This window comes from Dermatophilaceae bacterium Soc4.6, from assembly GCA_039889245.1.
Taxonomy (GTDB): domain Bacteria; phylum Actinomycetota; class Actinomycetes; order Actinomycetales; family Dermatophilaceae; genus Lapillicoccus.
Map to the genome: position 1 here is coordinate 3,121,403 of JAZGVH010000002.1, position 19,783 is coordinate 3,141,185.

22 protein-coding genes are annotated in these 19,783 nt (G+C 72.9%); 16 read left to right on the forward strand and 6 right to left on the reverse strand.

Annotated elements, in window-relative coordinates:
• Nucleotides 1–759 carry an SDR family NAD(P)-dependent oxidoreductase gene (locus V3N99_14525; GenBank protein ID MEO3937954.1) on the forward strand — a complete coding sequence of 253 codons (759 nt, stop codon included), beginning with the start codon at nt 1–3 and terminating at the stop codon, nt 757–759.
• A 25-nt stretch (nt 760–784) separates the two neighbouring features.
• On the opposite strand, the gene V3N99_14530 is transcribed toward V3N99_14525, so the two are convergent.
• From V3N99_14530 to V3N99_14545, 4 genes are all read right to left on the reverse strand, one after another.
• Entirely contained in the window at nt 785–1,117 is a 333-nt protein-coding gene (locus tag V3N99_14530) for a hypothetical protein (protein MEO3937955.1), read from the reverse strand.
• 266 nt (nt 1,118–1,383) lie between these two features.
• On the reverse strand, nt 1,384–2,694 hold the full coding sequence (locus tag V3N99_14535) for a glycoside hydrolase family 15 (protein MEO3937956.1): 1,311 nt from the start codon (nt 2,692–2,694) through the stop codon (nt 1,384–1,386).
• A gap of 88 nt (nt 2,695–2,782) precedes the next feature.
• Nucleotides 2,783–3,031 carry a nucleotidyltransferase domain-containing protein gene (locus V3N99_14540; GenBank protein ID MEO3937957.1) on the reverse strand — a complete coding sequence of 83 codons (249 nt, stop codon included), beginning with the start codon at nt 3,029–3,031 and terminating at the stop codon, nt 2,783–2,785.
• On the reverse strand, nt 3,028–3,696 hold the full coding sequence (locus V3N99_14545) for a TrkA family potassium uptake protein (GenBank protein ID MEO3937958.1): 669 nt from the start codon (nt 3,694–3,696) through the stop codon (nt 3,028–3,030). Before V3N99_14545 ends, V3N99_14540 begins: the two co-directional genes overlap by 4 nt.
• A gap of 40 nt (nt 3,697–3,736) precedes the next feature.
• Between V3N99_14545 and V3N99_14550 the strand changes: the two genes are divergently transcribed.
• From V3N99_14550 to hemB, 12 genes are all read left to right on the forward strand, one after another.
• Entirely contained in the window at nt 3,737–4,933 is a 1,197-nt protein-coding gene (locus V3N99_14550; protein MEO3937959.1) for an acetoin utilization protein AcuC, read from the forward strand.
• A gap of 184 nt (nt 4,934–5,117) precedes the next feature.
• The gene (locus V3N99_14555; protein MEO3937960.1) at nt 5,118–5,318 is read left to right on the forward strand and encodes a helix-turn-helix domain-containing protein; all 201 of its coding nucleotides are present in this window, start codon (nt 5,118–5,120) and stop codon (nt 5,316–5,318) included.
• A gap of 166 nt (nt 5,319–5,484) precedes the next feature.
• On the forward strand, nt 5,485–5,583 hold the full coding sequence (locus tag V3N99_14560; protein ID MEO3937961.1) for an AURKAIP1/COX24 domain-containing protein: 99 nt from the start codon (nt 5,485–5,487) through the stop codon (nt 5,581–5,583).
• A gap of 118 nt (nt 5,584–5,701) precedes the next feature.
• Nucleotides 5,702–6,490: an enoyl-CoA hydratase-related protein gene (locus V3N99_14565; protein ID MEO3937962.1), complete on the forward strand. Its 789-nt coding sequence runs from the start codon at nt 5,702–5,704 to the stop codon at nt 6,488–6,490.
• Between the two features lie 58 nt (nt 6,491–6,548).
• On the forward strand, nt 6,549–7,625 hold the full coding sequence (locus V3N99_14570) for an NAD-dependent epimerase/dehydratase family protein (protein MEO3937963.1): 1,077 nt from the start codon (nt 6,549–6,551) through the stop codon (nt 7,623–7,625).
• Entirely contained in the window at nt 7,625–9,103 is a 1,479-nt protein-coding gene (locus tag V3N99_14575; protein MEO3937964.1) for a 1-acyl-sn-glycerol-3-phosphate acyltransferase, read from the forward strand. Before V3N99_14570 ends, V3N99_14575 begins: the two co-directional genes overlap by 1 nt.
• Nucleotides 9,104–9,112: 9 nt before the next feature.
• The gene (locus V3N99_14580; GenBank protein ID MEO3937965.1) at nt 9,113–9,370 is read left to right on the forward strand and encodes a glutaredoxin family protein; all 258 of its coding nucleotides are present in this window, start codon (nt 9,113–9,115) and stop codon (nt 9,368–9,370) included.
• 193 nt (nt 9,371–9,563) lie between these two features.
• Entirely contained in the window at nt 9,564–10,256 is a 693-nt protein-coding gene (locus V3N99_14585; protein MEO3937966.1) for a redox-sensing transcriptional repressor Rex, read from the forward strand.
• Nucleotides 10,253–11,620 (forward strand): glutamyl-tRNA reductase, encoded by a 1,368-nt coding sequence (locus V3N99_14590; protein ID MEO3937967.1) that lies wholly within the window; start codon nt 10,253–10,255, stop codon nt 11,618–11,620. Before V3N99_14585 ends, V3N99_14590 begins: the two co-directional genes overlap by 4 nt.
• The gene (gene hemC / locus V3N99_14595; protein MEO3937968.1) at nt 11,617–12,738 is read left to right on the forward strand and encodes a hydroxymethylbilane synthase; all 1,122 of its coding nucleotides are present in this window, start codon (nt 11,617–11,619) and stop codon (nt 12,736–12,738) included. The genes V3N99_14590 and hemC overlap by 4 nt, the downstream gene beginning before the upstream one ends.
• Nucleotides 12,735–14,363 carry a bifunctional uroporphyrinogen-III C-methyltransferase/uroporphyrinogen-III synthase gene (locus V3N99_14600; protein ID MEO3937969.1) on the forward strand — a complete coding sequence of 543 codons (1,629 nt, stop codon included), beginning with the start codon at nt 12,735–12,737 and terminating at the stop codon, nt 14,361–14,363. Before hemC ends, V3N99_14600 begins: the two co-directional genes overlap by 4 nt.
• Before the next feature lie 2 nt (nt 14,364–14,365).
• A complete protein-coding gene (hemB, locus tag V3N99_14605; protein MEO3937970.1) occupies nt 14,366–15,370 on the forward strand; it encodes a porphobilinogen synthase in 1,005 nt (334 codons plus the stop codon).
• A gap of 649 nt (nt 15,371–16,019) precedes the next feature.
• Here hemB and V3N99_14610 read toward each other — a convergent pair.
• Nucleotides 16,020–16,223: a hypothetical protein gene (locus V3N99_14610; GenBank protein MEO3937971.1), complete on the reverse strand. Its 204-nt coding sequence runs from the start codon at nt 16,221–16,223 to the stop codon at nt 16,020–16,022.
• A gap of 204 nt (nt 16,224–16,427) precedes the next feature.
• Nucleotides 16,428–16,958: a YceI family protein gene (locus V3N99_14615; protein MEO3937972.1), complete on the reverse strand. Its 531-nt coding sequence runs from the start codon at nt 16,956–16,958 to the stop codon at nt 16,428–16,430.
• 148 nt (nt 16,959–17,106) lie between these two features.
• Between V3N99_14615 and V3N99_14620 the strand changes: the two genes are divergently transcribed.
• The 3 genes from V3N99_14620 to V3N99_14630 all read left to right on the forward strand — a co-directional run bounded on the left by V3N99_14620 (nt 17,107) and on the right by V3N99_14630 (nt 19,779).
• Nucleotides 17,107–17,619: a MarR family transcriptional regulator gene (locus V3N99_14620; GenBank protein MEO3937973.1), complete on the forward strand. Its 513-nt coding sequence runs from the start codon at nt 17,107–17,109 to the stop codon at nt 17,617–17,619.
• A gap of 139 nt (nt 17,620–17,758) precedes the next feature.
• Entirely contained in the window at nt 17,759–19,138 is a 1,380-nt protein-coding gene (gene hemL, locus V3N99_14625; GenBank protein ID MEO3937974.1) for a glutamate-1-semialdehyde 2,1-aminomutase, read from the forward strand.
• Nucleotides 19,138–19,779: a histidine phosphatase family protein gene (locus V3N99_14630; GenBank protein MEO3937975.1), complete on the forward strand. Its 642-nt coding sequence runs from the start codon at nt 19,138–19,140 to the stop codon at nt 19,777–19,779. Before hemL ends, V3N99_14630 begins: the two co-directional genes overlap by 1 nt.
• The last annotated feature ends 4 nt before the right edge of the window (nt 19,780–19,783 follow it).

Consider the following 19,783-nt stretch of genomic DNA (forward strand, 5'->3'; position numbering starts at 1 on the left):
ATGGAGCTCACCGAGACTGCCGCCGTCGTCACCGGAGGAGCCTCCGGGCTCGGGGCGGCGACCGTCGCAGCCCTGGCCGAGCGCGGGGCGCAGGTCTTCGCACTCGACCTCCCCGCCTCGATCGAGGCGGCCCCCCAGGTGCGGGGCGTCACCTACGTCGCCGCCGACGTGACGTCGCCGGACGACGTACGGCGTGCCGTCGCCCTCGCGACCGAGGCCGGTGTGCCGCTGCGCACGGTCGTGAGCTGCGCCGGCATCGGCCCGAGCATGCGCATCCTCGGGAAGAAGGGCGTGCACGACCTCGACCTCTTCGCCAAGATCGTGCAGGTCAATCTCGTCGGCACCTTCACCGTCATGGCGCTCGCCGCCGAGGCCATCGCCCGGACCGAGCCCGACGCGCACGGCCAGCGCGGGGTTGTGGTCAACACCGCGTCGATCGCGGCCTTCGACGGGCAGGTCGGGCAGGCGGCCTACGCCTCGAGCAAGGGTGGCATCGTCGGCCTCACCCTGCCCGCCGCGCGTGACCTCGCGCAGTACGGCATCCGCGTCTGCACGATCGCGCCCGGGATCGTCGACACCCCGCTGCTCGCGACGGTCAGCGACGAGTTCCGCGCCGGGCTCGCGGCGGGAGTTCCCTTCCCGAGCAGGCTCGCCCGCCCCGACGAGTTCGCCCGGATGGTCACGATGGTCGTCGAGCACGACTACCTCAACGGCGAGACCATCCGGATGGACGGTGCCCTGCGCATGGCCCCCCGCTGAGCCTGCGTCCGCTCGGCGGGCGGCCTCAGGGAGTCGCCAGCTCCACCAGACGGGTAGCCGCGATCTCGACACCTGCCTGGATGACGACCACGGTGCTGTCGCCCACGACCGGCTCGCGCGCCAGCCAGCCTCGTGGTCTGGTGTCGAACCGGGGCGGGACCGAGCACGACCGCCAGGTGGAGGTCCCGACGTCGAGGGACGAGAGCGTCAGGACGCGCGTGGTGAGGCGCCGGTCGTCGTAGGGGGCGCTGATCGCCCAGCGTCGGTCTCCGGCCGGTGACGTCCGCAGGGCCGTGACCGGTCGCCCACGAGGCCGCGATCGACGCGGCGGACTCGCTGCCCTGCGGGTACGGCGCATCCACCCAGCCCGGGGTCCCGGCGGCCGGGGCCGAAGCAGCGAGGGCGGGGCTGGCGCCAGGGGTCACGCCGTCGACGAGCCCGGTGACGAGCGCGACCACCACCAGCGACTCGTGCTGAAGCAATCGTCGGCCGTGGGCCCGAACTGCCATCGCTGCGGTCCCCCCGCCACCCCCGCGCCCACTTGTTGCGGCAGGCGCCGCTGCCGTGGGTGATCTGCCCTGGTTGGGCGCGGCGTTCACCGCAACAAGTGGGTCAGGGGTGGGGTCAAGAGTGCAGCTGCGCCAGGGTCATCAGCACCAGGGCGGCGGTCCAGCCGAGGGGGGCCACGGAGGCGGGGCGTCCGTCGTAGAGCACCTTCTCGGGAAAGGATCCGGCCCCCGTGCGGTGGTCGTCGAGCCAGCCGAGCACGCGGTAGGCGTCGGCGTCCCGGCCGCAGCCGGCATACGCCAGTCCCATCAGGGCGGTCTCGGGGGTCCAGCTGATGCCGTCGTCCTTCCACCCGGCTCCCGGTGCGACACCGCCGGCGGGGCGGCGCATCCGGCGCTCGCTGCGCGCGACGGCGTCGGCGAGACCGGCGGGCGCCGAGGCGAGGTACGGCGGGACGAGGAAGGCGATGGCCGCATCGGGGTCGTCGGCCCCCAGGTGCCGTGGATACCCCTGCGGCCCGTATGCCGCCGCCACCACCGTCGCGAGCGACGTCGCCGCGGTCGCTGCCCGCGCCGAGTCGTCGGCGCGATCCAGACGCCTGAGAACCGTTGCGGCAGAGTACAGCCCGATGACCAGTGGGGCAGTGGTGCCCAGGGTCACCGAGCGCTCGGCCACCTCCCAGTAGTCGGGGGACGGCGCCGGTAGCCGGGTGCCCTCGCCGGTGAGGTCGAGCACGAGCCGCACCCCGCGCTCCATCATCGGGCGTAGTGCGGCGGCCAGCGTCAGGCCGGCGTTGCCCGGCGTGGCACTCACGGCGGTGGCGGCGGCCCAGAGCGCCCACCCCGTGCCGTCGAGCTGGCGCCGTCGCTCGTCGGGCGGCCCTGACCCATCGGGGCGGTAGCGCGCCTCGAACCACCCGTCCTCACCCTGCACGTCGGCCAGGAAGAGCGCGATGCGTCGGGCGTCGTCGACGTGCCCCGTCGTGGCGAACGCCGCTGCCGCGTGGGAGGAGTCGCGGGGCCAGACGTAGCGCCACGACGACGACCACCCGGCGACGTGCTCGCCCCCGGGCAGCGTGAGCACCCGCAGGTCGAGCAGCGCGGCGCGGGCGAGCCGCCCCCACCGGTCGTCGGCCAGCGCCCACGGGGGAGAGGCAGCGAGCCAGGTGCGCTCGTCGTCGACGAGCAGGTCGGCCGACCGGGCCGAGCGCAGCACCCGGGTGCCGGGCAGCACGTCGTCCTGGCGCCCGACGCCGACCACGACGGGTGAGCCGGGCGCCTCGAGGGCGACCGTCTCGCCGTAGAGGGGCACCTCGACGGCGCGCGAGCGCGACCAGCGGTCGACGCCGAAGGCGGCACCGAGCCCCGCGACACCGGTGACCCCCGCGGTGCGCAGCACCACGCGTCGACTCGGGCCCCCGTCACTCACGTGGGGAGTATCCCACCGCAACCCGTGCGGCCTGGCCGGTCCGCCGTCAACCACGTGCCCGGTCGAGTGGTGGGTGGACGAAGGCCCTTCATCCGATCGAGGCGTCGGAGAGCGGGCCCAACCGCCTGTCCACGGTCACCTCGATGATCCCTGGGCTGGTGGAGAGGTAGTGGCGGGGGACGAGGTCGACGGGCACGCCGAGCACGGCTTCCAGCTCGCGCTTCATGCCGAGAAGGTCGAGGACATCGGTGCCGGGCAGAAAGTCGACATCGCTGCCTTCGACATCGTCGCCTCGCGCGACGCTCCCGGAGAGCTCGATGTGGGTGGGTGGCCTCAGGGGCGCCCGGCGAGCCGCTCGACCAGCTCGCCCGGCCCGCTGACGATCAGCTCGTGGTGCTCCCCGATCTTGGTCGCAGCAGTGGCGTAGCTGAAGGGCTCACCCGGCGCCTTGACCCCGACGACCGTCACACCGTACTTGGTGCGCAGCGAGCTCTGCTCGAGGGTGAAGCCGACCGTCTCGGCCGGCGGGGTCATCCGCACGATGACGAAGTCGTCGTCGAACTCGAGGTAGTCGAGCATCCGCCCGTTGACCAGGTGGGCCGTCCGCATGCCCGACTCGGCCTCGGCGAAGATCACCTTGTGCACGCCGATGCGCGTCAGGATGCGCCCGTGCTCGGGCGACATCGCCTTGGCCCAGATGCGCTCGATACCGGCGTCGACGAGGTTGGCCGCCGCGAGCACGGAGGCCTCGATCGACGACCCGATGGCGACGACGCCGATGCGGGCGCCGGCGTTGCGGGCGCCGACCGCGAGCGCGGGCACGGTGGCGTCCTTGGTGATGACCTTGTCGACCCGGCCCGCGAAGGCCTCGGCCACGACGGGGTCCTTCTCGACCACGGTCACCGGGTGGCCGAGGTGAGCGAGCTCGAGGGCGCACGCCGTGCCGAAGCGGCCGAGCCCGATGACGATGACGGGGGCGGCGAAGAGCTTGTTGCGGGCCATGGGTGAGGAGCTCCTTGGTCGGGGCGGTAGCGTCACCATCATGCCAACGCAGGCACTGGTGGTCTGGGACCCGACCTTCACCCGTTACGACTTCGGGTCCGGTCACCCCATGTCGCCCGTGCGACTCGACCTCACCGCGCGACTGTGCGACGCCTTCGGGCTCTTCGACCTGCCGGGGGTCACGCGCCACGACCCGGCCGTGCCGGAGGACTCGGTGCTCACGACGGTGCACGACCCAGGCTACGTCGCGGCGGTCAAGGAGCTCTCCGGCCACCCGCAGGACGCGGACGGCGCGTGGGGCATCGGCACCGAGGACGACCCGGCCTTCCCCTCGATGCACGACGCCAGCGCCCGCATCTGCGCCGGCACCCGCGACGTGTGCGAGGCCGTGTGGAGGGGAGAGGCCGAGCACGGCGTCAACTTCTGCGGCGGGCTGCACCACGCGATGCCGGCGAAGGCCTCCGGCTTCTGCATCTACAACGACATCGGGGTCGGCATCCAGTGGCTGCTCGACCACGGAGCCGAGCGGGTCGCCTACGTCGACGTCGACGTGCACCACGGCGACGGGGTCGAGGCCATCTTCTGGGACGACCCGCGGGTCATGACGATCTCGATCCACGAGACAGGTCGGGCGCTCTTCCCCGGCACCGGCTTCGCCACCGACATCGGTGGGGCGCACGCGAGCGGCGAGGCCGTCAACGTCTCGCTGCCGCCGGGCACGGGGGACGCGGGCTGGCTGCGCGCCTTCCACTCGACGGTCGAGCCGCTGCTGCGCGCGTTCCGCCCGCAGATCATCGTGTCGCAGCACGGGTGCGACACCCACGCCCACGACCCGCTGGCGCACCTCGCGCTCTCGGTGGACGCGCAGGTCGAGGCGGCGCAGGAGATCCACCGCCTCGCGCACAGCCTGTGCGACGGCCGCTGGGTCGCGCTCGGTGGCGGCGGCTACGAGGTCGTCGACGTCGTGCCGCGCGCGTGGACGCACCTGACGGCGATCGCGGCCCACCACCCGATCGGCCTGAGCGAGCCGGTGCCCCAGGAGTGGCGTGACCACGTGCAGCGCATCACGGGGCGCCCCGGTCCGGTCCGCATGGGCGACCGGCCCCTCGACGCGGGACCGCTGTGGTGGCGCTCGTGGGGCCTCGGCTACGACCCCGACGACGCCCTCGACCGCGCGGTGATGGGCACCCGGCAGGCGGTCTTCCCGCTGCACGGGCTCGACGTCTACTTCGACTGACCGGCCCGACCGCGCCAAAAGCCTCGATTCCCACGGCGTGTCGGCTTGCGCTCGGGCGTCTCAGCAGACTCACCACTTCCCCACGGGTCACACGAGCCCCTACAGTATGGGGACGGCCGCGGGCTCCTCCGCCGCAGGAGCAGCCCGGCAGTGACCGGGAAAGACGAGAGATCGAGGTCCATAGATGTCCACTGAGCGTCAGCTCGCCGAGGTGAGGTTCCTGACCGTCGCCGAGGTCGCCTCGATCATGAGGGTCTCGAAGATGACGGTCTACCGTCTCGTGCACGCTGGCGACCTGCCCGCCGCGCGGGTCGGTCGCTCCTTCCGGGTCCCGGAGGACGCGGTGCACACCTACCTGGCGTCGTCGTTCGTCGACACGGCCTGAGGGTCGGCCCGCCACCCGCCTGACCACCCGGTGCAGCAGCCCGGGTTTGGGTCCGCCGGGCCGCTCGCGGTAGCCTGCAGAGAGAACTGATCGGCGTTGCGTCACATCCTCGTGTCCCCGTCGAGTCACGACACCGACACGAACTCCCGCAACGCAAGGACAACTTATGGGCTCAGTGATCAAGAAGCGTCGCAAGCGGATGGCGAAGAAGAAGCACCGCAAGTTGCTGCGCAAGACGCGCCACCAGCGCCGCAACAAGAAGTGACCTGTCATCACGGGTGACGCACTGACGTCGAGCCGATCCGGACCCCAGCGGTCCTGGTCGGCTCGTGTCGTTTCGGGCTGACGGCCCGCGACCACCACCAGAGCACGAGGGAGCCCGCATGCCGCCACCGCCACCGCCGGAGCCCGCGCCCGAGCGGGGCGAGGGGATCAGCCAGGAGGTCCGCTACGCCACGTCCGACGGCGTGGCGCTGATCACGCTCGACGTCCCGACCCGACGCAACGCCCTCACGGTCGCGATGGCGACCGAGCTGGTGGCCGCCGTCGACCGGGCCGAGGCCGATCCTGCGGTCGGCGCACTCGTGGTCACCGGTGGTGCGAGCTTCTGCGCCGGTGCCGAGCGGTCGGTGCTCGCTGCGGCCGGGGAGGACCCGGTGCGCGACGACCACTACCGCGCGCTCGGCGCCGTCTACGACGCCTTCACCCGGGTCGGCAGCGTCGCGGTGCCGACGATCGCGGCGGTCCGGGGCGCGGCCGTCGGCGCGGGGCTCAACCTCGCCCTCGCCACCGACCTGCGCCTGGTGTCGCACACCGCTCGGCTGCTGCCCGGGTTCAGCCAGATCGGGATTCACCCGGGCGGTGGGCACTTCACGCTCCTGCAGCGAGCCGGGGGCCGCGAGACCGCCTCTGCCATGGGGCTGTTCGGTGAGGAGATCGACGGCGACCGGGCCGTGGCCCTGGGGGTGGCGTGGGCGGCATACGACGACGAGGTGGTGCTCGAGCGGGCCCTGGCGCTGGCAGGCCGGGTCGCCCGCGACCCCGAGCTGGCGCGCCGGATGGTCACCAGCTTCCGCCGCGAGACCGCCCCCGGCGGGCTGCCCTGGGACGTCGCGGTCGAGCTCGAGCGGTCGCCCCAGATGTGGTCGCTGCGACGTCGGCACGACGCCTGACGCAGGCACCGTTAGGATCAGGGCAACAGCCCACGACGACCACAGTCAGGAGATCCCGGTGGCCTCGGTCGTTCTCGTCACGGGGGTCTCCCGCTTCATGGGGGGCGCGGTCAGCCAGGCCCTCAGCCACGACCCCTCCGTGGAGCGGATCATCGGGGTGGACGTCATCCCCCCGCCGCACTCGATCGGGCGGGCAGAGTTCGTGCGGGCCGACATCCGCAACCCGATGATCGGCAAGATCATCACGCAGGCGCGGGTCGACACCGTGGTGCACATGAACGTCATCGCGACCCCGGTCACGGCCGGAGGGCGGGTCTCCCAGAAGGAGATCAACGTCATCGGCACCATGCAGCTGCTCGCTGCCTGCCAGAAGGCCACCAGCCTCGAGCGTCTCGTCGTGAAGTCGTCGGCCACCGTCTACGGCTCGACCCCCCGCGACCCGGCCATGTTCACCGAGGACATGGTGCCGAAGTCGATGCCCCGGGCCGGGTTCGGCCGAGACTCGGCCGAGGTCGAGGGGTACGTGCGGGGCTTCAGCCGCCGCCGCCCCGAGGTCGGGGTGGCCATGCTGCGCTTCGCCAACATCATCGGCCCCGGCATCCGCACCGAGCTCACCGACTACTTCACCCTGCCGATCATCCCCGTGGCCTTCGGCTTCGACGCCCGGCTGCAGTTCGTGCACGAGGCCGACGCGACGTCGGCCCTCATGGCCGCCACGGTCGCTGCCGACCCGTGCGGCATCGTCAACATCGCCGGCGACGGCATGATCAGCGTGCTGCAGGCCGCCGCCCTGGTGGGCCGGCCCGTGCTGCCGGTGCCCTTCGCGGCCGCCGGGTTCGTCGGGGGCCTGGTCAAGCGGCTGGGGCGCGCCGACTTCTCGGCCGACCAGATGGAGTTCCTCGCCCACGGCCGGGGTCTCGACACCACGCGGATGCGTCGGGTGCTGCACTTCGACCCGGCCTTCACCAGCCGCCAGGCCTTCACCGACTTCGCCGACCACGTCGGGGGTCCGGTGCCCGGGTCGGACTTCGTCGGGCACGCCGCCTCGAGCGCGGTCGGATCGGCTACGGCGGCGCTGTCGCACGCGTTGTCGCCGGTGGCATCTCCTGCGTCGTCCCACGGAAGGCCCGACTGATGGCGACCAAGCGCGCGACGTCGGCCTCCGGGGCGACGCCAGCCACCTCCGCGGGCGCGGCGAGGTCCGCGGCCAGGGACCCGCTCGCCGCAGGCGCCCGCCGGGCCAGTGGGGAGCGCAAGCGACGCACCCGTACGCCCCTGCTGCCGGCGGCCGGTGCCGATCCCGTGCCGGTCGACCACGCCCCGGTCGGGCCGGGCGTCGCCGACCCCACCGCAGCGGCCGACCCACCCCACCCCGGTCCGTCGGCCGAGCCGGCCCGCCCGCCGAGCCGCCGGCGCACGCATCGGCCGCATCCCTCGCCCGGCCCGTCGACCCCGTCCGTCGGCGCCCTGCGCCGCAGCGGCACCCGGGTCGACCTGCAGGGTCGCACCGAGGACGGCCCGGCTGTCTCGGGTGGGTCGGGCGCGGCGGCGAGCCGCGTCGCCGCCCGTCGGTCCCTGCGCGTCGTGCCCGACCTCGACCCCGTGGCCGCCCCGCCCCGCCCCGGCTCGGCGCCGGACGCCGCTGCGCCCGGTGGCGACCTGCCCGCTGCTCCCCTGCCCGTCGCCGGCACCATCCGGCCCGGGATCGAGGACCTCGTCACGGCCGGGGTCGCCGCCCTGCGCACCGTCGCCTCGGCGAGCGGTGTCGCGCCGGAGGAGGTGGAGCGGCAGGTGGCCACCACGCTCGCCTTCCTGCGTCGTCGGCTGAGCGGTGACTTCACCATCGACGACTTCGGCTTCGATGCCGACTTCACCGACCACGTCTCCCTCCCGCTGCTGCGACCGCTCTACCGGTCGTGGTTCCGCGTCGAGGTGCGGGGGATCGAGAACCTCCCCGTGCAGGGAGGCGGTCTCGTCGTGGCCAACCACTCCGGCACCATCCCGGTCGACTCGCTCATGACCCAGGTCGCCGTGCACGATGAGCACCCCGGGCACCGCCACCTGCGCATGCTCGGGGCCGATCTCGTCTTCTCGACCCCGGTGATGGGGCAGCTCGCTCGCAAGACCGGCTCGACCCTCGCCACCACCCCGGATGCCGAACGGCTGCTGCGCGGGGGCGAGCTCGTCGGCGTCTGGCCCGAGGGCTTCAAGGGCGTCGGCAAGCCCTTCTCGGAGCGCTACAAGCTGCAGCGCTTCGGACGCGGCGGCTTCGTCTCCGCCGCGATCAGCGCCGGGGTGCCGATCATCCCCTGCTCGATCGTGGGGGCCGAGGAGATCTACCCGCTGCTCGGCAACATGAAGGCCCTGGCGCGGCTGCTCGGTGCCCCCTACGCCCCGGTCACCCCGACCTGGCCGTGGCTCGGCCCGCTCGGCCTGATCCCGCTGCCCAGCAAGTGGATCATCGAGTTCGGGGTGCCCGTGCAGACGGCCCACCTCGGCCCCGGCGCGGCCGACGACCCGATGCTCGTCTTCGACCTGACCGACCAGATCCGCGAGACCATCCAGCAGACCCTGTACTCGCTGCTCATGCAGCGACGCTCGGTCTTCTTCTAGGTGAGCCACGTGCCGGCCACCCGCGTCACCATCCTTGGACGCCCGGGATGCCACCTCTGCGACGACGCCCGGGCGATCGTGGCCGCAGTGACCGCCGACCTCGGCGTCGGCTGGGACGAGGTCAACGTCGACGACCACCCCGACCTGCTGGCCCGCTACGCCGACCAGATCCCGGTGACGCTGGTCGACGGGGTGCAGCACGACTTCTGGAGGGTGTCCGAGCAGCGCCTGCGCGCGAGCCTGGCCCGGCCCGCGCCCGGCCGGTGAGGCGCGTCACACCCACCGGGCGGGCTGGCGCAGGGCGAGGCCCGTGCAGCACGGCTGGTGCCGCGGCGCAACTTTGTGCAGGCGTTCACAAACGCCTACGCTGACGTGTGTTTGAGCGCTCCCGTCCTGGCCGGTGGTCCCTCCGAGGGCCATCCGGACCGGCAGACAGTGAAAGGAGCCGGTGACGAAGTCGATGTCTGCCGACCCCGCGATCCGTCGGGACATCCCCGATGCGACCGTAGCCCGGCTCCCGGAGTACCTCCGGGCGCTTCGCGACGTCGCCTCACGCGGCGTCTCCTCGGTCTCCTCGGAAGAGCTCGCCACCGCGGCGGGCGTCCGATCGACCCAGCTGCGCAAGGATCTCAGCCACCTCGGGTCGTACGGCGTCCGGGGGGTCGGTTACGAGGTCGAGCACCTCGTGATGGAGATCTCGCGGGCCCTCGGGCTGACCCAGGACTGGCCGGTCGCCATCGTCGGCATGGGCAACCTCGGCCGGGCCCTCGCGGCCTACAGCGGCTTCGCGACCGGCGGCTTCCACGTCGCAGCGCTGTTCGACGCCGACCCGGACCTGGTCGGCACGGTGATCGACGGCATCACGGTCGAAGCCGTGGCGGTGCTCGACGACGTCATCGCCTCCCGGGGCATCAGCATCGGCGTCATCGCCACCCCGGCCCCCTCGGCGCAGCTGGTCTGCGACACCCTCGTCGCGGCCGGTGTGCGTTCCGTGCTCAACTTCGCTCCCCTGGTGCTCAACGTGCCCCCTGGCGTCGACGTCCGTCGGGTCGACCTGTCGACCGAGCTGCACGTGCTGGCCTTCCACGAGCAGCGCAAGGCCCTGGCCGACACCACCGAGCCCTCCGTCACCCCCCTCGGGGTGGCCCGATGAGCGTCCTCGTGATCGGTCTCTCGCACCGCACCGCCCCGATGTCGCTGCTCGAGGCGGCCTCGTCGGCCGACGCCGCGCTGCTCGCCAGCCGGGTGCGCGTCGGTGACGCGATCGCGGAGACGGTCGTGGTCTCCACGTGCAACCGCCTCGAGGTGTATGCCGAGGCGGTCACCTTCCACGGCGCCGTAGCCACCATCGGCGAGGCGCTCGCCGCCGCCGCCGCCGTCGACATCAGCGCCCTCAGCTCGCACCTCTACGTGCACTACGAGGATCGAGCCGTCGCTCACGCCTACTCGGTCGCCTGCGGCCTCGACTCGATGGCGGTCGGCGAGGCCCAGGTCCTCGGCCAGCTGCGGGCGGCTCTCCGCTCGGCCCAGCAGGGGGGCACTGCCGGCCCGTCCCTCAACTTCCTCTTCCAGCAGGCGCTGCGGGTCGGCAAGCGCGCCCACAGCGAGACCGCGATCGACCGGGTGTCGCACTCGCTGGTCGAGACCGGTCTCGAGGCGGCCGTCGAGCAGGTGGGCCCGCTCACGGGGGCGCACGTGCTCGTCGTGGGCGCCGGTGGCATGAGCAGCCTCGCGGCGACCACCGTGGCCCGGCACGGGACCGCAGCCCTCACCATCGTCAACCGCACCCCGGGCAAGGCCCGCCGCCTCGCCGAGTCGACGGGTGGCACCGCCCGCCCGCTGACCGAGCTCGACGACGCCCTGGCGCAGGCCGACGTGGTCATCACCTCGACCGGGTCGCTCGGCCACCTCATCGGGGTCGACGCCGTGGCGCGCGCCAGCGCCACCCGCGACGGTCGTCCGATGGTGCTCCTCGACCTCGCCCTGCCGCGCGACGTCCACCCCGCCGCGGCCGGTCTGCCGGGTGTGACCCTCGTCGGGCTCGACGAGCTCGGCACCCGGCTCGCCGCCCTCACCGCGTCGGCGGTGCTGCCCGAGGTCACGGCGGTGACCGACCTCGTGACCGCCGAGGTGGCGTCCTACCTCACCGACCGGATGGTGCAGCAGTCGGTGGCGCCGACGCTCGCCGCCCTGCGCTCGCGCGCCCACGAGGTCGTCGACGCCGAGCTCGTGCGGCTCGACCAGAAGCTGCCGGACCTCGACGAGGCGGCCCGCCGCGAGGTGCAGCGCACGGTGCACCGCATCGTCGAGAAGCTGCTGCACAAGCCGACGGTGCGCATCAAGGAGTTGACCAGCGAGGGCCACGGTGGCGACTACGCCGCCGCGCTCCGCGAGCTCTTCGACCTCGACCCGCACGACGTGGCGTCGGTCTCCGTCCCCCCCGGCCCGCCCTCGGTCGGCGCGGTCGGCGCGGTCTCGCCCGGAGGCGTCGTACCGGGGCTCGGGGGCGGCTCGTGACCACCGTCGCCCACGTCGTCACCGACCCCTCCACGGCCGCCACCCTGCGGTTGGGGACGCGGCGCAGTGCGCTCGCGACGACCCAGTCGTCGTGGGTGGCGCAGCGGCTGCGCGAGCTCGGGCAGGAGGTCGAGCTGGTCGAGATCACGACCGTCGGTGACACCAGCTCGGCGCTGCTGACCGAGATCGGTGGCACAGGGGTCTTCGCTGCCGCGATCCGTCGCGCGCTGCTCGAGGGCGAGATCGACCTCGCAGTCCACTCGCTGAAGGACCTCCCGACCCAGCCGGAGCCCGGCCTCGTCGTCGCCGCCACGCCGCAGCGAGAGGACGTGCGTGACGTGCTGGTCGCCCGCGACGGGCTCACCCTGGGCGAGCTGCCCGAGGGTGCGGTCGTCGGCACCGGCTCACCTCGGCGGTCGTCGCAGCTGCGCGCCCTCGGCCTCGGCCTCGACGTGCAGCCCGTGCGAGGCAACGTCGACACCCGGATCGCTCTGGTGCACTCCGGCCGCTGTGACGCCGTGGTGCTGGCCCGGGCCGGACTGGCGCGGCTCGGCCGCCTCGCCGAGGTGAGCGAGACCCTCGACCCCCTGCAGATGCTCCCCGCGCCGGGGCAGGGAGCGCTGGCGATCGAGTGCCGCGCCGACCGCACCGCCCTGCTCGAGGTGCTCGCGCGGCTCGACGACCCCGACACCCGGGCCACCACCACGGCCGAGCGGGCCCTGCTGGCCGCGCTCGAGGCCGGGTGCACAGCCCCGGTCGGCGCACTGGCCGAGGTGGTCGAGGGTGACGACGGGGTCGAGCTGTCGCTGCGGGCGTTCGTCGGGTCGGAGGACGGCACGGTCGACCTACGACGCTCGGCCGTCGGGCCGCTCGACGACCCGGTCGGCCTCGGGCGCCGGCTCGCCGCCGTGCTCCTCGAGGACGGCGCCGCCGAGCTCACGGTCTCGACACCGGGTCAGGCGATTCCACCGACACCACCGACACCACCGACACCACCGACATCACCGACTTCACCGGGTGAGCGACCACTCGGGCTACCGGACGGCACGCCGTCCGGTGGCAGCCCCCGAGACGACCACCCAGCCACCCCCCGAAACCTCCCGGAGCAGGCCCAGTGAGCCCCACCACCGCCACCCCCCGCCGCGGCAGCCGCCCCGGCCGCGTCGCCTTCGTCGGCGCCGGTCCCGGCGACCCCGGCCTCGTCACCCTGCGCGCGCGCGACCAGCTCGCGGCCGCTGACGTCGTCGTCATCGACCAGGTCAACCGCGACGACATGGTGCTGCGCCACGCGCGGCCCGACGTCGAGATCATCGACGCCGGTCACGGAGAGCACGGCGAGGAGCTGACGCGCGCCTCGCGCGCCAAGATCCTCGTGCGGGCCGCCAAGGCCGTCGGTGAGCAGGGGCTCGTCGTGCGGCTGATGGACGGCGACCCGGCGATGTTCAACGGACTCGCCGAGGAGGCGCTGGCCCTGCGCAAGGCCGACATCCGCTTCGAGGTCGTGCCGGGGGTGAGTGCGGTCACCGCCGTGCCGACGTATGCCGGTGTCCCTCTCACGTCGAAGTCCGCCACCGCCGTCCACGTCGTGAGCGCGAGCGACACCCACCACGACTGGGCGCCCGACGTGCCCGACCACGTGACCGTGGTGCTGCTGGGTGTGCCCGAGTCACTGGGCTCGGCGCTCGCGGCGCTGCTGGCGGCCGGCCGCGCGCCGCAGACCCTGGTCGCGCTGACCGAGCGGGGCACCACGACCTCGCAGGTCACCCACGTCAGCCCCCTGGCCGACGTCGCGAGCCTGCTGCGGTCGACCACCGTGCGCTTCCCCTCGCTCGCCGTCGTCGGCTCGACGGTGTCGCTGCGCGACGAGATGTCGTGGTTCGAGACCAAGCCGCTCTTCGGGTGGACCGTGCTCGTGCCCCGCACCAAGGACCAGGCGGGCGCCACGGTGGAGCGCCTGGAGTCCTACGGTGCGCGCGCCGACGTCGTGCCGACCATCTCGGTCGAGCCGCCCCGCACCCCCCAGCAGATGGAGCGCGCGGTCAAGGGCCTGGTCACCGGCCGCTACGAGTGGGTCGGCTTCACGTCGGCCAACGCCGTGCGCGCCGTGCGCGAGAAGTTCGACGAGTTCGGCCTCGACGCGCGGGCCTTCTCGGGGCTGAAGATCGCCGCTGTCGGTGGGGTGACCGCCGACGCCCTGCGGGCCTGGGGCATCGTGCCCGACCTCGTCCCGAGCGGTGAGCAGTCGGCGGCCGGACTGCTCGCCGAGTGGCCCGAGTTCGACTCCCTGCTCGACCCGATCAACCGCGTCTTCCTGCCCCGGGCCGACATCGCCACCGACACCCTCGTCGCCGGCCTCGTCGGGATGGGCTGGGAGGTCGACGACGTCACGGCCTACCGCACGGTGCGCGCCGCGCCCCCGGCGGTGGAGGTGCGCGACGCGATCAAGACGGGTCGCTTCGACGCGGTCGTCTTCACCTCGAGCTCGACGGTGCGCAACCTCGTCGGCATCGCCGGCAAGCCGCACCCGTCGACCGTCGTCGCCGCGATCGGGCCGGCCACGGCCAAGACGGCAGAGGAGCACGGGCTTCGGGTCGACGTCCTCGCACCCGAGGCGTCGTCCGACGCGCTCGTCGACGCCCTCGCGGCCCACGGGCTCGGCCTGGCCGTCGCGGCCCGCGAGGCAGGCGAGCCGGTGCGCCGACCGAGCGAGAAGAAGCCGACGTCGAGGCGGCGGGCCAAGTAGTGGTGACCGGCGGGGCGTCCTACGGGCCGGGGCCGGTCATTCGCCCCCGGCGGCTGCGGCAGTCGGCGGCGGTTCGCGCGCTGGTCGCCGAGACCCGGCTGCACCCGCGTGACCTCGTGCTGCCGGTCTTCGTCAAGGAGGGCGCCGAGGCGCCCGTGCCGATCGGCAGCATGCCCGGTGTCGTGCAGCACTGCCTCGACTCGCTGGTCGAGACCGCGCGCCAGTGCGTCGCGGCAGGCATCGGCGGGATGATGGTCTTCGGGGTGCCGCTCGAGTCGGGCAAGGACGCCGTGGGCTCCGGCGGCACCGATGACGACGGCATCCTCAACCTCGCCCTGCGGCGGGTGCGCGAGACGTGCGGCGACGACCTGGTGCTCATGGCCGACCTGTGCCTCGACGAGTTCACCGACCACGGCCACTGCGGGGTGCTCGACTCGCGCGGTCGCGTCGACAACGACGCGACGCTGGCGCGGTATGCCGAGATGGCTGTCGCGCAGGCTCGCGCCGGTGCGCACGTGGTCGGGCCGAGCGGGATGATGGACGGCCAGGTCGCCGTCGTGCGTGCCGCGCTCGACGCCGAGGGCTTCGACGACGTCATCGTGCTGGCCTACGCCGCGAAGTACGCCTCCGGGTTCTACGGGCCCTTCCGCGAGGCCGTGGGGTCCTCGCTCGAGGGCGACCGCGCCACCTACCAGCAGGACCCGGCCAACCTCACCGAGTCGCTGCGCGAGATCCGGCTCGACCTCGACGAGGGCGCCGACCTCGTGATGGTCAAGCCCGGTCTCCCCTACCTCGACGTCATCGCGGCGGCGAGGGAGATCGCCGACGTGCCGGTCGCGGCATACCAGATCTCGGGGGAGTACTCCATGATCGAGGCGGCCGCCGCGCACGGCTGGATCGACCGGAAGCGGTGCGCCCTCGAAGCCCTGACCAGCATCAAGCGTGCCGGCGCCCAGGTCATCCTGACCTACTACGCACTCGAAGCCGCCGCCTGGCTCACCCCCTGACCACCCGCACCCCCACCCACCCCCCGCCCCCCGGTCCCACTTGCTGCGGCGAGGACCGCGGACTCAGGCCCTTCGGCCACATTTCGCGGTGCTGACCGCAAGAGGTCGCCGGGGACGGGTCGTGGCGGAGGGCGACGTCCGCCACGAGGCGTGCCATCTGGTCGGGGTTGGTCGCGACGGGGACGGCAGAGCCGGTCACCCGGGGCAGCTGCTTGCCCCGGTCCGTCGAGCTCGAGGACGACGCCGTGCCGGCGCCAGATCGCCTCAGGTCGGCCCAGGAACTCCCCACGGGCTGAGAGAACGCTGACCTGGCACTCGGGCAGGGCGATGCCGAGGAGCCAGAGGTCCGAGATGGCCCTCGACTCGAGCCAGCTCTCCCGGATGGGGTCGTGCAGCTCGAGGCCACGATCGATGCGGGTGGCTCCTGGCCAGCGGAACTGGGTCCGCCGGACCAGCACGACCTCCTCGGCGGTGACGAGACCACGACCGACGGCGGCGTCCAGCACGGCGACGGCGTCCGGGAGCGGCAGCGTCCGCAGGCAGTCGCACACGGTCCTGGCTACCGACGTCACACACAGTCCGTCGGTGCTCGTCACCTGGTGGTGGGGTAGCGCGCCCGGCTCGAGTCGCACCGGACCTCGCGGGTTGGCTAGCCACCCGGGTCAGCAGGAGGTGGCGCGAGGTCGGGAGGATCCCTCCGTCCCAGGCGGGGCCCGCGCGAAGATCCCGCCAGCGAGTCGTCGTACGGCACCTGATCGCACACCGCGGGCGACGACGTGGCGGGACGGGCCGCCGCCTGCTGGAGGGTGAAGACCGGCGGCAGGCCGTCGAGCACGGCGGGGATGTCGATCACCCCCGCAGGGTGAGGGTCCACGCAGGCTTGAGGGAAGGAACGCCGGACTGGCCTGTGGACGACAGCAGGCACCGTCAGGCTGTGGACGATCTTCGCGCAGCCAGTCCCCAACCCACTTGTTGCGGTGAGACCCTTGAATCAGGCCACCAGCGCCCGACTTATCCGGCGCTCACTGCAACAAGCGGGTGGGGGGGTTGCTCTGGGTCAGCTCTTGAGGAGCTGGATGTCGAGGGCGATCTTGACCTTCTCGGAGACGAGCACGCCGCCACCCTCGAGGGCCGCGTTCCAGTTCAGGCCCCAGTCCTTGCGATTGATCTCGGTGGTGGCCTCGAAGCCGGCCTTGGTGTTGCCCCACGGGTCGGTGGCGACACCGTTGAAGTCGACGTCGAAGGTGACCGACTTCGTCACGCCCTTGATCGTGAGGTCGCCGACGAGCTCGGAGTCGGAGACGGAGGTCGAGACGAAGGTCATCTCGGGGTTCTTCTCCACGTCGAAGAAGTCCTCGCCGCGCACGTGACCGTCGCGGTCGGCGTTGCCGGTGTCGACCGACGCGAGCTTGGCGGTGGCGGTGACGACGGAGGCGGAGACGGGCTCCGTCACCTCGACGCTGCCGGCGAAGTCGGTGAACTTGCCGCGGACCTTGGTCACCATCAGGTGCCGGGCGGTGAAGCTCAGCTCGCTGTGGGTCGGGTCGACGGTCCAGGTGCCGGGGGTGAGGTCGGTGATGCTGGCCATGAGCTGCTCCTTGGGTCGGGGACAATAGGATCGAGAGGTTCTCGGGCGCCGGGCGGTGCGTCCTGGCCGTCGCCACGCTGAATTGAATGTTAAACTATATGGACGACGGTGACAAGATGAGCCGACCGAGACGCGATCAGAGGACCCGATGCCCGACCAGACCCGCTGGCTCGACGACGACGAGCAGAGAGCGTGGCGCGCCTACCTGCGCGGCACGCGCATGCTCGAAGAGGCTCTCGACCGCGACCTGCAGGACCACGGGCTGGCGCTCTCGGAGTACGAGATCATCTCGATGCTCAGCGAGTCGCCGCTCCACCGGCTGCGGATGTCGGAGCTGGCCGAGCTCGTGGTGCAGTCTCGAAGTCGCCTGACCCACACGGCCACTCGTCTCGAACGGCGTGGCTGGGTCGTGCGGCAGCCCTGTGAGAACGACCGCCGCGGGGTCGAGCTCGTGCTCACCCCCGAGGGCGCGCAACGGGTGCTCGACGTCGCGGTCGCCCACGTCTCGAGCGTGCGGCGCCACCTGCTCGACCTGGTCTCGGCGCAGCAGTTCGCGACTCTCGGGGAGGCCATGGCGCGGGTCGTCGAGGCCCAGCCCGACACCGACCGGTGCCCCGAGAGCGTGGCCGTCGCCGCCAGCGACCGGCCCGAGAACGCCTGACCCGACCCCGCCGGGCGCGCGGCGCCAGCAGGTCACCAGCGCCCCTGCGTACGGCGTCCCGCCGCCGGTCGGTGTGCAGTGGGTCACCATGGCCCCACCGGGCGCGACCGTTCTCAGGTGGGCTTGCGACAATGGGCCCATGACCTCACCGGCAGCCACGTCCGCCGACCCCCACCTCGGCGGCTACCCGCTCGAGGCCCCCGCCTCACAGGCGCTGTTCGAGCGCGCGCTCGAGGTGATTCCCGGCGGGGTCAACTCGCCGGTCCGGGCCTTCCGTGCCGTTGGCGGCACCCCGCGCTTCATTGCCTCGGCGGCCGGCCCCTGGCTCACCGACGCCGACGGCCGCCGCTACGTCGACCTCATCTGCTCCTGGGGCCCGATGATCCTCGGGCACGCCCACCCCGACGTCGTCGCGGCCGTGCAGGATGCGGCGACCCGCGGCTTCAGCTTCGGTACGCCGAGCGAGAACGAGGTCGCTCTGGCCGAGGAGATCGTCGCGCGGGTCGAGCCGGTGCAGGAGGTGCGCCTGGTCAACTCGGGCACCGAGGCCACGATGACGGCGATCCGGCTGGCCCGCGGATTCACCGGCCGGTCGGTCGTCGTGAAGTTCGCCGGGTGCTACCACGGCCACGTCGACGCGCTCCTGGCCGCCGCCGGCTCGGGCATCGCGACCTTCGGTCTGCCCGACTCCGCGGGAGTGCCCGCCAGCGCGGCCGCCGAGACGATCGTATTGCCCTACAACGACATTCCCGCTCTTGAGGCAGCGTTTGCCGCCCGAGGCGGTGAGATCGCCTGCATCATCACCGAGGCCTCGCCGGGCAACATGGGGGTCGTGCCGCCGGCCCCCGGCTTCACCGACGCGCTGCGGCGGGTCACCTCCGCGCACGGCGCGCTGCTGGTCTCCGACGAGGTCATGACGGGCTTCCGATGCTCGCGCAGCGGGTGGTACGGCCTCGAGGGCCCGTATGCCGGGGGAGCCCCCGACCTCTTCACCTTCGGCAAGGTCATGGGCGGGGGCTTCCCCGCGGCCGCCTTCGGCGGACGGCGCGACATTATGGCCATGCTCAGCCCGATGGGCCCGGTCTACCAGGCGGGCACCCTGTCCGGTAACCCCATCGCGTCAGCCGCCGGACTGGCGACCCTGCGCGGGTGCACCGACGAGGTCTACGACCGGATCGGCCTGGTGGCGCACACGATCGCCGACGGGGCCTCCGCGGCGCTTTCCGCCGAGGGGGTCGCGCACCGGGTGCAGTGGGCGGGCTCGATGTTCAGCGTGTTCTTCCGCGAGGGGCAGGTCACCAACTACGACGAAGCCCGTGAGCAGTCGACCGACGCCTTCCGGGCCTTCTTCCACTCGATGCTCAGCCAGGGTGTGCACCTGCCGCCGAGCGCCTACGAGTCGTGGTTCGTCAGCGCCTCGCACGACGACGAGGCCGTCGAGCACGTGCTGCGGGCGCTGCCCGCCGCGGCGCAGGCCGCGGCGGCGGCGGGGACTCCGGCTGGGTCTGGAGCGGCCTGATGAGCGAGCGCACCGTGGTCCACCTGATGCGCCACGGCGAGGTGCACAACCCCGAAGGCGTCCTCTACGGGCGTCTCCCGGGGTATCACCTCAGCGAGCTCGGCCGCGAGATGGCTGCGGTCGTCGGCGAGCACCTCGCCGCGCACGACGTCGTGCGGGTCGTCGCCTCGTCCCTCGAGCGCGCCCAGGAGACCGCCGCCGCGGTCGCCGGCGCGCACGGGCTGACGGTCGCCACCGACGACCGGGTGATCGAGGCCGCCAACTGGTTCGAGGGCAAGACCTTCGGTGCCGGGCCGGGCTCGCTCACCCGGCCTACGGTGTGGCCCCGGCTCATCAACCCCTTCCGCCCCAGCTGGGGCGAGCCCTACACCGAGATCGTGGCGCGGATGCTTCCCGCCGTGGCCGACGCTCGCGACGCCGCCCGCGGCCACGAGGCCGTCGTCGTGTCGCACCAGCTGCCGATCTGGACGACACGCTGCCAGCTCGAGGGGCGCCGCCTGTGGCACGACCCGCGCAGCCGCGAGTGCAGCCTGGCCTCGTTGACCTCGCTGGAGTACGACGGCGACGAGCTGCGCTCGATCACCTACAGCGAGCCTGCCCGGCACCTGCTGCCCGGCGCCTCCGCGGTCGTCGGCGCATGACCTC